Origin of the sequence: Pedobacter borealis DSM 19626 (genome assembly GCF_000708285.2) — a bacterium.
Classification (GTDB): Bacteria; Bacteroidota; Bacteroidia; order Sphingobacteriales; family Sphingobacteriaceae; genus Pedobacter; species Pedobacter borealis.
Map to the genome: position 1 here is coordinate 1 of NZ_JAUG01000117.1, position 13150 is coordinate 13150.

12 protein-coding genes are annotated in these 13150 nt (G+C 38.0%); 5 read left to right on the forward strand and 7 right to left on the reverse strand.

Annotated features, from left to right (window positions below; genetic code table 11):
• Positions 1 to 472 precede the first annotated feature (472 nt).
• From AW17_RS21385 to AW17_RS21410, 6 genes are all read right to left on the reverse strand, one after another.
• Positions 473 to 880, reverse strand: coding sequence for a RidA family protein (locus AW17_RS21385; RefSeq protein WP_029279929.1), 408 nt, complete (start codon positions 878 to 880; stop codon positions 473 to 475).
• Between the two features lie 120 nt (positions 881 to 1000).
• Positions 1001 to 3166 (reverse strand): M1 family metallopeptidase, encoded by a 2166-nt coding sequence (locus tag AW17_RS21390; RefSeq protein WP_245235120.1) that lies wholly within the window; start codon positions 3164 to 3166, stop codon positions 1001 to 1003.
• Positions 3103 to 3843, reverse strand: coding sequence for a carboxypeptidase-like regulatory domain-containing protein (locus AW17_RS21395; protein WP_029279933.1), 741 nt, complete (start codon positions 3841 to 3843; stop codon positions 3103 to 3105). The genes AW17_RS21390 and AW17_RS21395 overlap by 64 nt, the downstream gene beginning before the upstream one ends.
• Positions 3844 to 3911: 68 nt before the next feature.
• Entirely contained in the window at positions 3912 to 4259 is a 348-nt protein-coding gene (locus AW17_RS21400) for a Spx/MgsR family RNA polymerase-binding regulatory protein (protein WP_029279935.1), read from the reverse strand.
• A gap of 382 nt (positions 4260 to 4641) precedes the next feature.
• Positions 4642 to 5688, reverse strand: coding sequence for a ferredoxin--NADP reductase (locus AW17_RS21405; RefSeq protein WP_029279937.1), 1047 nt, complete (start codon positions 5686 to 5688; stop codon positions 4642 to 4644).
• A gap of 430 nt (positions 5689 to 6118) precedes the next feature.
• On the reverse strand, positions 6119 to 6901 hold the full coding sequence (locus tag AW17_RS21410) for a lytic transglycosylase domain-containing protein (RefSeq protein ID WP_036670615.1): 783 nt from the start codon (positions 6899 to 6901) through the stop codon (positions 6119 to 6121).
• A 263-nt stretch (positions 6902 to 7164) separates the two neighbouring features.
• Here AW17_RS21410 and AW17_RS21415 point away from each other — a divergent pair, with 263 nt between their 5' ends.
• From AW17_RS21415 to AW17_RS21435, 5 genes are all read left to right on the forward strand, one after another.
• Positions 7165 to 8754 (forward strand): pseudouridine synthase, encoded by a 1590-nt coding sequence (locus AW17_RS21415; RefSeq protein ID WP_029279941.1) that lies wholly within the window; start codon positions 7165 to 7167, stop codon positions 8752 to 8754.
• 440 nt (positions 8755 to 9194) lie between these two features.
• On the forward strand, positions 9195 to 10304 hold the full coding sequence (locus tag AW17_RS21420; protein ID WP_029279943.1) for a lactonase family protein: 1110 nt from the start codon (positions 9195 to 9197) through the stop codon (positions 10302 to 10304).
• 18 nt (positions 10305 to 10322) lie between these two features.
• Entirely contained in the window at positions 10323 to 10817 is a 495-nt protein-coding gene (locus AW17_RS21425) for an SRPBCC family protein (protein WP_029279945.1), read from the forward strand.
• Positions 10818 to 11037: 220 nt separating this feature from the next.
• A complete protein-coding gene (locus AW17_RS21430) occupies positions 11038 to 11331 on the forward strand; it encodes a GIY-YIG nuclease family protein (protein ID WP_029279946.1) in 294 nt (97 codons plus the stop codon).
• A gap of 685 nt (positions 11332 to 12016) precedes the next feature.
• Positions 12017 to 12205 carry a hypothetical protein gene (locus tag AW17_RS21435; RefSeq protein ID WP_029279948.1) on the forward strand — a complete coding sequence of 63 codons (189 nt, stop codon included), beginning with the start codon at positions 12017 to 12019 and terminating at the stop codon, positions 12203 to 12205.
• Positions 12206 to 12257: 52 nt separating this feature from the next.
• Here the strand turns inward: AW17_RS21435 and AW17_RS21440 are convergent, their stop codons facing one another.
• Positions 12258 to 12704, reverse strand: a complete 447-nt coding sequence (locus AW17_RS21440; protein WP_029279950.1) for a KTSC domain-containing protein — start codon at positions 12702 to 12704, stop codon at positions 12258 to 12260.
• Positions 12705 to 13150: the final 446 nt, after the last annotated feature.

Consider the following 13150-nt stretch of genomic DNA (forward strand, 5'->3'; position numbering starts at 1 on the left):
TTGTGGCGTTTTAATCAAGTTTTCTGTTAAGACGGTCGTCACCCTGAATTTATTTCAGGGTCTTTCACGCTAAAAAGATGCTGAAATAAATTCAGCAGGACGATAAAGCGGGATTAGGCGTAAATAAGATATAATTTTCAGCAAATAATTATCGAACTCAGGTTATTAATGCTTTAGCAACATCAAATTAATTATAGCTATATTTTTTTGGAAACAAACGTGCAATGGTTCTTGGCAAATGCAGCCCTGCCATCCGCTTTATCCCGATGAAGAATCGGGATGCCCGCTACTATCAGGTTTAGGATGAAAGGTCTGCTCCTAGCATGGTGCCAAGGCATCAAAGCGATGTTTCTAAACCCGATTGAAGTGGAAGCCCGCAGCGCAGCGAGGACTTTGAACGGAAAGCGGGACTGAAAACCTCCAAGAGAACGGAACCCTTCATTTCCAAAAACACACAACATCAGTTTGTAAATTAGCCAATAGCCGTAGCATCAATTTCGATCAGCATGCCAGTTAAGGCCAATCTTTGTACCGGAATAAGAGTGTTTACCGGAAATTTCTGATCAGGCCATATTTTGTTCGATTCTTTGATCAGGATTTCGTGTTTCGCCTCATCATAATCCACCACCAATGTTGTGAGCTTTGCAATATTGGCCATGGTTAAGCCTTTGCTTTTTAAAGCCAAAGCTATATTTTCGAATACAATACTTACCTGAGTCCTAAAATCATCACTCAGTACACCATCCATTCTGCTACCACCCTGGCCTGCAACAAATACAAGTGAGGAATTGGCTAAAACTGAAGCAACGTGAGAATATCCATGCGGACGGGGATCGTATATCCTTGCGGGGTTGGTAATTTCTAAAGTAGGTTTTTCCATTTGCTATAAATTAACAGGTGCTAAATTATTCGATAAGAAATAGTAAACCGTCGGTTGTTTGCAATAAAAAACCTCCTGATCTTTATAAATCAGGAGGCTATAATAATTATTCAGGCTTAACTAGTTACCTGTAGCTGTCCAGGTATTATTATCTGTATTCGAATCTGGCAATACTTTATTAGGATCTAAAGTAACGGATTCGATCTCTTCAGTTGTTGGGTAACGTACCAACCAAGTCGCATTTTTCATCCAAACATCAACCGGAACTTTTACGATATCCGTTTTACCACTTTTGGTTTTAACCTGCAGGATAATTGGCATTGGCATTTTCTCCAGGTTTACAACTTTAATCGCGTAGCCCACCAATTTATCGTCTTGCTTAACGGCCTCAACACTGGCAATACCCTGATCCATTTTCCAGTTGTTTAACCACCAGCTTCTCCAGAACCAGGCTAAATCTTCGCCAGCACCATTTTCCATCGAACGAAAGAAATCAAATGGGGTTGGATGTTTAAATGCCCAGTTTTTAATGTATTGACGGAAAGCATAATCAAAACGATCTTCGCCTAAAATTTGCGTTCTTAAAATATCCAGGCCCCATCCCGGTTTACTGTACAGGTTAACCCCGATATTTCTTTCGGCCATACCATCTGGCATCTGCATAATGTTTTCGTAAATTGGGTTACCAATAATAGCTTTACCGACCTTGTTTAAATCAGCAGGAGGACTAGCGTATTCGCCATTATTGAAGTCTTTCTTAGAAATACCGTTAATGAAAGTATTAAAACCTTCGTCCATCCAGCCATATTTACGCTCGTTAGACCCGACAATCATCGGGAACCAGGTATGGCCGAATTCGTGATCGATTACGCCCCATGCACCTGCTTTTTTAGCTTTCCAACCACAAAAAACAATACCAGGATATTCCATACCGCCAACATTGGTTGCTACATTAACCGCCATTGGATATGGATATTCGAACCATTTGGTTGAGTAGTGCTCAATGGTAGATTTTACATATTCTACACCACGGCCATATGCATCAACACTGTTGCTTTCTACAGGTTGTGCAGAAACAGCCAGGGATTTTTTACCACTTGGCAAATTAATTTTTGCTGCATCTAACACAAAAGATTTAGATGAAGCCCAGGCTGCATCGCGTGCATTTAAGATTTTAAATCTCCAGGTTAATTTATCTTTCGCCGGACGGGATTTTGGATCTGTTACCTCCTCTTCTGTACGGATGTGAACGGTAGCATCGCTAAGTTTAGCGGCATTCCACCTTTTTAATTGTTCTGATGTAAAAACTTCGGCAGGGTTTAATAATTCGCCCGAGCCCATTACGATATGGCTTGCCGGTGCGGTAATGGCAAAATTAATATCGCCATACTCGCAATAAAATTCACCGCCGCCCCAATAAGGCAAAGTATTCCATCCTAGCACATCATCATATACGCACATCCGTGGAAACCACTGTGCAATAGCAAAAATTTCACCATTTTTTGTAGTTAAATGCCCTGTTCTGTCCGACCCCTCTTTTGGGATAACGAAAGAATAGTCCATTTTAACAGTTACAATATCACCATTAGCTGCCATTGGTTGGTCTAAACGGATCTGCATGCGCGTATCTTCTACCAAAGAAGTAAATTTTACAGCAGCAGCTTTTTGCGATACACTGATGTTCTGGATTTTATAACCACCATCAAATTTTTCACCTTGTGCACCATAACGGCTACGCGTTGGTGTAATGGCATAACCACGTGAAGTTTCTTTAAAAGTATTCTGGTCTAATTGCAGCCATAAATAGGGTAATTTATCGGGACTATTATTTTTGTAAGTAATGGTAACGGTACCCGTAACCGTATTTTTAGTTTCATCGAGACTAGCGGTAATGTTGTAATCAACGCGATTCTGCCAATATTTTGGTCCGGGTGCGCCAATTGCAGAGCGGAATTCATTCCCGTTTTGTGTATAAAATAATGGTCCAAAGGCTTCAGCAGGGTTATAATTGGTAGCTGGTGCCGGTGTTGTAGCTTGTTGGGCCGATGCAGAAAAGGCAAAAACGCAACAAATCAAGCATAAAGTTATTAGTTTAGTCAATTTCATGATAATAATAAGGTTGTAATCAGGGAGTAAATATAAAAAATAACCACAAATAGATTTATATGTGGTTATAATGTTACCAATAATCGCTATAATGCTACCGATAGTAATTAAGTATATTAATTTGCTTTTAACTTCGGCAAATCCTGTAGTTTTCTTTCTTGCGGGGTTAATTTTTTCCATGCTACAAAGGCACGGGAAATATAATAAGCATAACGGAATGGCCTTTCTGCCTTTACAGCCTCTACTGAGGGACGATAAATAATCATGAAATTTTTAAGTTCCTCCCCCTCTAGCTTGGTCATATCCGTAATGGCCTTTGCGGTAAAGTTCTCATCAATTTCCTGGAGATACATCTCCTTTTCCTCCAAATCGGCCTCTTTTCGTTGTTGTCTTCTATATTTACCATAGCCAAGGTTTAGGTTTAAGCCCCCAACCTTGTCGGTCATACGTTTACGGTTTAGGTTTCCACCTGTACTCAATAGCGTATATTTTTCAGCTAATGGATCTTTCGCATCTGTAACCTGACTGTTCATTCGCACTGCTGTAATATCTACATCTTTTAAACTGTTCGATTTAACGGGAAGATATATCGTTCTATTTAACAGGTTGGTTAAGTAAAGCGTATCGGTATGATAGCCGACGGCAGAAAACTCTAAAAGATCGCCAATATTGGCACCAATGGCATACTTACCTTCTTTATTTGTACTCGTTGATTTTTTACTGTTCAGGTTTCTGATGCTAACACCAGGAAGAGAGAGCGTTTTTTTTGAGTAATCGAAAACCGTACCTGTAGTTACCGTTTGTGCAAAAACGCCAATTGGCAAGGCAAGCAATAGAAAAATGATCAGTTTGTACATACTCAAAAGTAACTTAGTTCGACATTTAAAAGCTGCATTTAACAAACTTTAACATTAGAACAATTGAATCAGGCCAGTGTTTTTAAATAATTATCATCATCAAATCCAATTAATATGGCCTTGTTGTTTTGCTCAATAATCGGACGTTTTATTGCGCTGGTATTTTCTTTTAAATAAGCTATTGCCAAATCTTGGTTATCAATTTTAGCCTGCTCTTCTTTAGTGAGTTTTTTCCAGGTTAAACCTTTGCGGTTTAATACCGTTTCCCAACCGAAGGTATTACACCATTCATTTAACTTTTCAGTTGTAATGCCTTTTTTCTTGAAATCGTGAAATTCAAAATCAACCTGATGTGCTTTTAACCAATCGAGCGATTTTTTAACTGTATTGCAATTTGGAATTCCGTAAACGGTCATATAAACTATTGAATTTTGAATGAGTGAAGGATAAATGGAAAAATGTAAAATGGATAATGGTAACCAATCCAACAATCCGTTTCAAAGATAATAAAATTTGGATGTGGTGTCAGATATTTCTATCTGGCACCAATAGGAATTATTGACTCGGGCAGCAATTCAACTACCAGTCAGATGGTAACATCTGACAGCACAACGAAAACTGTTTAGCTTTATACTTAATATTTTGAAGATCCTTGTTTTTATAGTGGTGTTAGATATTTCTATCTGACACTAATCGTGATTATTCATTCGGGTATGAATCCAACTATCAGTCAGCCCACCAGCAAAACACTTTACTTAACAGCAACTAGCGTTAACAAATAATTCAATTTTCTCAATCCTACCACTCTATTGTTGTTCCATTCTCGGTTGGGTGCCCAGTACAAACCAAAACCCTGCCTCTTTCCAACTCATCATCAGTAAGCACCTCATTGTAATCCATCCTTACGCCGCCTTTAATACAATTGGCTACGCAAGTACTACACACTCCGCCACGGCAACTATAAGGTAGTTTGATTTTATTTTCCAGCGCAACATCTAAAATTCTTTTTGGCCAGGGCACTTCGAGGTTATAAGTTTCCCCTCTAAAATTTAAAATTACCGAATAAGTGTTTTTATCGACAAGCTTTTCTGCCGAACCATCATCCTCATCCACCTCATCTTCTGGCAATACAAAGGTTTCTCTTTTAATCTGTTTGATATCGAAACCCATGCCCAGCAAAGTAATCCGGCATAAATCCATATAAGTTATTGGCCCACAGCTGTAAAACAACGCATCATTCCGATCAAAATGCAAATGTTCTTTAAGTAATTTCTCTATGTAGAATTTATTCAGCCTGGCCGTCATTAAGTTTTTGCTATTGCTAAAAACCCAAACAATCTTTAATCTATACGGATATTTCTTTTGCCATTCGTTCAGCTCATCATAAAATAATGCATCCTCCATTGATCGGTTACTGTATACCAGTGTAACCAACGATTTTTTCTCGCGCACTAAGGCCGTTTTCAAAATCGAGAATAATGGAGTGATTCCTACTCCTGCAGCGAAAAGAAAAAGATCGCGTTCCAGGTTTTCTTCTGGCAAGTAGCAGAACATCCCTTGAGGCTCTTGCGCCAAGAGAATATCATTTACCGAAGTTTTATGGTGTAAAAATCTCGAAATCTCTCCATTTTCTACCCTTTTCACTGTAATCGCCAAAGGCTCATCCACATCTGGTGAGCTATTAAAAGAATACGACCTTCTTATCTCCTTATGTTTCCCCTGAAAAATCAACGAAATAAACTGACCGGCCAAATACTTTGGGTATTCTTGATCTACTTCCTCAAATTGAAAAGTAATATTATCGCCAGGTTGATTTATGATTTTATTGATCCGCAGTTTGAACATATACAAAGAAAAGAAATTGATTTATTAGTTCAATCGTTCATTGGTCATTAGTTAGCATGATGTGGGTTTAGGGTTTAGGAAAAACACTGATCAGACAAGTTTGTGTTCGATAATAATGAAAAACATGTATTTAGACACGCATCCGCTTAAATGACCTTCTATTTCTTATATGGTAAAGCCATTCCGTGTTAATCTGTGTTTGTGTGGCAATAAAGTTCATTCGTTTATTTGCCATTGGTTCATTGGTTAGCGTGATGCGGAGAAAATTCTCGTATCAATCAATAACTCCTAAAAAACGTTTAGTGGTTAGAGTTTAGTAAAAAACAAATCTATGTAATCCAACAATCTGCGCAATCACCTTCAAAAAAAAGCGTCCCGATTTAAAACCGGGACGCCTTACCAAATGCTTGTCTTTATCTTAATTATTATATTATTCGGCGTTGTAGGCCAATAATACTCTCGGTTTTTCGTAACCGTAACGTTTCGGGTGCTCCATAATCTGTTTCATAGAAATCACTTTATAAACATAGCCTCCGGTTTCGCGGTTCAGCTTCATTTTGTAGTAATTATCTTGATTTTGATTATTGATCTGCTTGCGCAGGCGTCCGTCGCCAACATTGTAAGCCGCGGCTACCAATGTCCAGCTTTCTAAACCTTTATACATTTCTTTAATGTATTTGCATGCAGCGATGGTCGATTTACGCAGATTATAGCGTTCATCAACATTTCCGTTTACTCTTAATCCATAGGTACGGGCTGTGCCAGGCATAAACTGCCAGATTCCGGCTGCACCTTTTGAAGAAACTCCTTCCGCCATTCCAGATTCGACCAGGGCCAAATACTTAAAATCGTTTGGAATTCCGTAGGCAGCAAGAATAGGCTCAATTACAGGAAACCATTTTGCTGCTTTTGCATGCAATTTATTGGTTTGCGTATTTCCGTAAGTGTGTGCTGCAAGGATTTTTTTCATTTTGCGTTCTACCTTTTTATCGCCTAACGGCAGGGTTTCTTCGGCAAAATTTAACTGTGCCATTAAAGATAGCGGCTTTTCCGCATTTTCAACTTCCAGGCTATCAGATTTGGGTATTGTAGTGTTTAATTTTTCTTCTTTTAAAAGACTTTTTTGTGCTAAGGGCATTTGGTAAGCGAACACTTTTGCCAAGATAAATAGTGTTGCCACTACCGCAAATGGTACGATGTGTTTCTTTAACATTTTCCTCCTTTTTTTGGTGAACTTATATAAAAACGTTGGCAAAGATAAAAAATAATAAGCACATTATCAAATAGTTACAAAACTAACCCCAAAAATCAGCCCCTAAAGCACTTTAAACGTGGATTTTAAATTTTGATTTTCAGCGTAATTTTCCTATTTTAGAGGCTATTTTTTTATCTAATTTTTCCGCTCTTAAAATTGTTATGTTCATCAATTTTTCATAAATTTGCAACCCGCATTTTTAATGTGGTTAAAAGCGTATCATGATAAATAAAAACAACAGGAACAGTCGGGATGACAAGTCCAAACCAGGCAGTCGGAAAACAGAAGGCAGAAGTAGTTCGGCCGGGTCTGAAAGAAGAAGATCAGACGACAAAGACAGCAAATTCAAAAAATCATCCGATTCTAAAGACGGCTTCAAACCTAGAAGCTCAGCGGGTAAAGATTTCAAATCAAAATCTTTCGGAGACAAAAAAGACTTCAGGCCAAGAACAGGAGACCGTAATTTTAAATCGAAAGATGGAGAATCAACAGGATTCAAATTTGGAGACCGCGAGTTTAAATCAAAAGATAACAACTCAAAATCAGAAGACCGTAGTTTCAAGCCAAGAGAAGGTGGATCCAGAGATTACAAGCCAAGAACTGGAGATCGTGATTTCAAATCGAAAGAGGGAGGATCAAGAGATTACAAACCGAGAACAGGAGACAGAGATTTTAAACCAAGAGAAGGTGGTGCAAGAGATTATAAGCCAAGAACAGGAGAACGCGATTTCAAATCTAAGGATGGAGATTCGAGAGATTTTAAACCGAGAACTGGCGACCGCGACTTTAAACCTAGAGAAGGCGGATCAAGAGATTACAAGCCAAGAACAGGAGACCGTGATTTCAAATCGAAAGATGGTGGACCAAGAGATTTCAAACCGAGAGAAGGTGGCTATAAAGATTACAAATCAAGAGGCAAAACTGATGACTTCAAGCCAAGTGCTGGAAGTTCAAGAGATGTAAAACCTAGAGAGCCGAGAGAAGGCGATACCCGTCCGTTTAGAAAACGCGAGGATGCACAGCCAAGAGATACAGAATTTAACCGCCCAGAGCGGACTGTAATTGCTCAAGGCCGCAAAACAAATGAAGAAAAAGGCTTAATTCGCCTTAACAGATATATTTCAAATGCAGGTATCTGCTCTCGCCGTAAAGCTGATGAGCTAATTGCTGCCGGCATTATTACCGTAAACGGAGAAGCCATTACCGAATTAGGGCATAAAGTTGATCCAGCGAAAGATTTAGTACGTTATAACGGCGAGCTATTGAAACGCGAGAAAAAAGTTTACGTTTTATTAAACAAACCAAAAGATTACATTACCACTACCGACGATCCACAAGAACGCCGTACCGTAATGCAATTGGTTGACAAGGCGAGCCGCGAGCGTATTTACCCCGTTGGCCGTTTAGACCGTAATACAACAGGTTTATTGTTGATGACAAACGATGGTGATTTAGCAGATAAATTATCGCATCCTAAAAACGGTATCACCAAAATTTACAATATTGAGCTGGACAAAGCTTTATCACAAGGCGATTTAAACAAAATTGCTTTTGGTTTAGAGCTGGAAGACGGATTGATTAAACCAGATAACATTTCTTATGTTGCAGGTGGAACCAAAAAAGAAATCGGCATCCAGATCCATAGTGGTAAAAACAGAATTGTTCGTCGTATTTTCGAACACCTGGGTTACAATGTAGAAAAATTAGACCGTGTAGTATATGGTAATCTGACTAAAAAAGATCTACCTCGTGGCAGATGGCGCTATCTTGAAGATCATGAATTGATCCAGATTAAACATCTTATAAAATAATATAAAAGGCAGCCAATGGTTGCCTTTTTTGTTGCTTTACTAAAAAAGATGTTATCCTGAGCAATCAATTTTTTCAGAAAAACAATTGGAGTGGATATGACAGAGTGCGAGGTATCGTCATTCCCAACTTGATTGGGAACCACGAAGTGCTCATCGAAGATAATCGTAATGCCTTGGTAGGGTTTGTAGGTTGAATTAAGATTCCCGCCTGCGCGGGAAAGACGACCGTTCTTTGGAATCCATCAATGGTAGTATAGTCCAATTTGAGGATAGCCCAACATTATTGCATCTCAATTGCAAATTACATTTTACGATTCCAAAGTAAATTAAGAACGACGAAGACGATTTATCAAATGGAAATTAATTTCCGTGCTCTTCCGTGTCTCAGTGGCTAATTACACTTTAATTCCCCATATTTGTTAAAATCAATATCGTTTTTCATGAAAAAAATTAGTTCAGTATTTATACTTTCTATACTATCAACGCTAACATTTGCGCAAAAAACCAATTACAACCTCATTGTTGGCACCTATACCGCACCTGGAAAAAGCGAAGGAATCTATACTTACAACTTTAATACTTCAACCGCAGCTACAACGGTAAAAAGCATCACAAAAAACACAGCCAACCCGAGTTATCTGGCCGTTTCTCCAGATCAGAAATTTGTTTATGTAGTTAATGAAACCGGAGCCACCAGCACAGTCAGTGCTTTTAAATACAACGCAACAACAGGTGCTTTAACTTTTTTAAATAAGGTAGACAGCCACGGTGCCGATCCTTGTTTTATTACCGCTGATGCCAAAAATGTAATTGTGGCCAATTATAGCGGGGGCAGTTTGGCCGTATTTTCACGAAAAGCAGACGGAGCCTTAACTGAAGCTTTACAAACAATCAAACATACCGGAAAAAGTATCGATCCTAAAGGCAGACAAGAGCGTGCACATGTACATATGGTTAAATTTACGCCAGATCACAAATATTTAATTGTTAACGATCTGGGTGAAGATCAAACTTACATCTACAACTATAATCCTACCTCAAAAGAAAAAATATTAACCGTTAAGTCGGTAATTAAAACCACTGCAGGCACTGGCCCTAGGCACATCACTTTTAGTCCAAATGGGAAATTTGCCTATTTAGCGCACGAATTTAATGGCAGCATAACAGTTTTCGCCTATTCGAATGGAAGTTTAACCAAAATCCAGAAAATTGGTACTACGCCAAAAGATTTTACCGGAAAAATTGATGGTGCCGACATCCATGTTTCGGCTGATGGAAAATTTCTTTACGAAACCAACCGTGGAGATGCCAATAGCATTTCTGCCTTTTCAATTCTGCCGACCGGAAAATTGAAATTTATCGAAACAGTCAGTACACTCGGCAAAGGGCCAAGAAACTTCACGATTGATCCGACTGGAAAATTTCTCTTGATCGGTCATCAATACACCAACAACATCGTTATCTTCAACCGAAATAAAACCACTGGCAAATTAACCGATAGCGGTAAACGCATTGATGTTGGCGCGCCAGTTTGTTTAGTTTTTAATTAATCACCTAAAATTAAGCCAATGGAAAACTTCGATTGGACCAGATTCACCATCAAGATTGCTGTTAAAGCGAAACTTGAAGACATGTACAATGCCTGGACTAAAGCCAGCGAAATTGAGAAATGGTTTTTAAGCGAGGCGGAATTCTCTGACGAAAACGGCATATTGCTCAACAAAACGCAAAACGTATTGAAAGGCGATAAATACAAATGGATCTGGTATCTGTATGATGATATTGAAAAAGGGAGCATAACTGAAGCCAATGGCAAAAATGAACTTCAATTTACTTTTGCAGGCGAATGTTTAGTCGACATTAAACTCAGAGAAGAGTTTGAGTATGTAGTTGTAGAGTTGACGCAAAAGAATATTCCTTTAGATGATAATGCAAAAAGAAACATTCGCTTAGGTTGTTATAATGGTTGGAGTTTTTATTTGGTTAATTTAAAATCTGTTTATGAAGGTGGTTTGGACTTAAGAAATAAGGATAACCGCTTTAAACCCATGCTGAATAATTGAGAACTGAAAAACAATTTTAGCAGAAAAAACACCAAACACGATCGTCATCCTGAGTTCAGCCGAGGATCTTTATAGCATGATAGATACTGAAACAAGTTCAGTAAGACGATATGAGTAAACGCGTACATAAATTAAGCTACTTTACTTACGCGAGCGTCCTGCTGAATTTATTTCAGCATCTTTATTGTAAGAAAACTAATAAAATAGAACAACAGAGGTTATGGAACGAGGCGGCTGCGTTTACATATTAACTAATCATACGCATACAGTTTTATATATCGGCGTAACATCAGATTTATATTTCAGGATAGTTGAGCACAGGGAGAAGAAATATATAGATTCATTTACAGCCAAATACAATTGTAGTAAACTCGTTTATTACGAACAGTTCGATTCTATTGAGGAAGCCATTGCAAAAGAAAAACAATTGAAAAACTGGAAGCGGATCTGGAAGATTAATCTGATTAATCAAAATAACCCAAATTGGGAGGATTTGTTTAAAACCCTAGAATAAAGCTGAAACATCCACTCGATCCGTCACCCTGAATTCATTTCAGGGTCTTAATGACAACAATTAGTAGGATAGATACTGAAACAAGTTCAGTATGACGAAACACCCACTCGATCCGTCACCCTGAATTCATTTCAGGGGCTTAATGACAACAAATTAGTAGGATAGATACTGAAACAAGTTCAGTATGACGAATCTCGGAAATATACTACCTTTGCTAAAGAAATGAATTGTAAATCAACATACTTAGAAAAAAATCATTTAAAATGGGCGGCAATATTAGTCCTGTTTCTGAGTCTGTTCACATTTTCAAGCAACCAGGCCAATTCAATCACCCTTCAATCGAATCCAGTTTTTCAAACAGAATGGGTATCTGGATTACAAAAGAGTTTTTCTACTTCAAGTGTTTTCAACAAGTCAACAAGAAAAACATGCACTTCGATAAATAAATAAATACGATCTGCAGATTTCTGCTTTTAATGAGTTAGTAAGAACCAAATTAATAAAACTCGCTAAAGCGTTCTTATCCATATCAAACACTCCACGCTTTTTCGTTCAGGAAACAATCTCACAATACCCCACTGAAATCCCTACTAGCTAATTGAAGCTTCAGCCATTATCAGGCTATTTAATTAGTACTTACAGGTCTATTGGTTATTTAACCGACAAGCCATCATTCTATCGAAACATGAAACAGTTCAAAAAAGCCCTGAGGCTAACAGGATTGGTATTGCTGATTCTTTTAGCTTCCGTTGGACTTGGAGGAGGTGTTTCTATTCCTCCACCTAACAGAAGAGAAAACCATATTGAAATAAAAATAGAGTTAAAAGAAGCAGAAGATAAAGAGAAACTAACTCTATCTGATATCAAAGAATAAAAAAATGGCCCTCATTTTCATTGGGGCCATTCAAATATTATATTGTCGCTTGTTATGCAGGCTCTGCAACCCTGGCTACATTGCGATATGGGAATTCATTAAAGATATGTCTGCGGGCAAAACGGCCAGGAGAATCGGCGTTAACCAATTTCACGTAGATTGCTTTTGGCACATCGAAATATTCGTAAGCACTTCCATCAAAAAACTGGATATTTAAAACCTGTTGTTTGTATTCGAAATCCTGAATATTCGACAATGTAGTGGTTTGCGTATACGTCTCTATATTCTGTTCGCGTGTTTCTGGCGCAATACTTACCAAGAAATGGTAAGCTTCGATAATTTCTTTACTTCTAGCTTCTGCATCTAATTTCTCTTCTTCCTGCTGAAATTTATCAGGGTGACAATCTTTCATCAATGTGCGGTACACAGATTTAAGCTCTTTTAACTCAGCATTTTTATCTACGCTCAAAAGCTTTCTGTAATCAACTATTTTCTTCATTTGGGATAACCTCTTTTTTAATTTTGTCGAAATGATTTTAGGGATCTTTATCTGCAAAACCGTTTCAAGCCGCAAAGATACGATTTATAATCATTTGATTTTGAGAAAGTTTAATTTGTTAAATATTGCTGATATGCATCGTCAACTAATGAATTTCAATAGCCCCCTTAATGTTCAAATTATCTATACACAAAAAAGTTTTGCGATGCAAGCACGGCAAAACTTTTTTATAAATTAAGAGCCTGTTTAAATTTGATACAATTATTTTACTTATCTAACATTTTTGTCACACTGAAGGGTAATTTATCTTATAAAAATCAATATGAGTGACGTACAATTGTTTCTTTTCCATACACCAGAGGCTTTCCTCGGCTCGCCGCCGCCGATGGGCTCTTTCTTTTTGGCATCAAAAAGAAACAAAAAATGCCGGCTGAAAATTTTTCTTT

Bases quoted from the DNA above. Each gene is read 5' to 3' on its own strand.
- AW17_RS21385 (WP_029279929.1), bottom strand. From the start codon at position 880: ATGGAAAAACCTACTTTAGAAATTACCAACCCCGCAAGGATATACGAT.
- AW17_RS21390 (WP_245235120.1), bottom strand. From the start codon at position 3,166: ATGGAAAAAATTAACCCCGCAAGAAAGAAAACTACAGGATTTGCCGAA.
- AW17_RS21395 (WP_029279933.1), bottom strand. From the start codon at position 3,843: ATGTACAAACTGATCATTTTTCTATTGCTTGCCTTGCCAATTGGCGTT.
- AW17_RS21400 (WP_029279935.1), bottom strand. From the start codon at position 4,259: ATGACCGTTTACGGAATTCCAAATTGCAATACAGTTAAAAAATCGCTC.
- AW17_RS21405 (WP_029279937.1), bottom strand. From the start codon at position 5,688: ATGTTCAAACTGCGGATCAATAAAATCATAAATCAACCTGGCGATAAT.
- AW17_RS21410 (WP_036670615.1), bottom strand. From the start codon at position 6,901: ATGTTAAAGAAACACATCGTACCATTTGCGGTAGTGGCAACACTATTT.
- AW17_RS21415 (WP_029279941.1), top strand. From the start codon at position 7,165: ATGATAAATAAAAACAACAGGAACAGTCGGGATGACAAGTCCAAACCA.
- AW17_RS21420 (WP_029279943.1), top strand. From the start codon at position 9,195: ATGAAAAAAATTAGTTCAGTATTTATACTTTCTATACTATCAACGCTA.
- AW17_RS21425 (WP_029279945.1), top strand. From the start codon at position 10,323: ATGGAAAACTTCGATTGGACCAGATTCACCATCAAGATTGCTGTTAAA.
- AW17_RS21430 (WP_029279946.1), top strand. From the start codon at position 11,038: ATGGAACGAGGCGGCTGCGTTTACATATTAACTAATCATACGCATACA.
- AW17_RS21435 (WP_029279948.1), top strand. From the start codon at position 12,017: ATGAAACAGTTCAAAAAAGCCCTGAGGCTAACAGGATTGGTATTGCTG.
- AW17_RS21440 (WP_029279950.1), bottom strand. From the start codon at position 12,704: ATGAAGAAAATAGTTGATTACAGAAAGCTTTTGAGCGTAGATAAAAAT.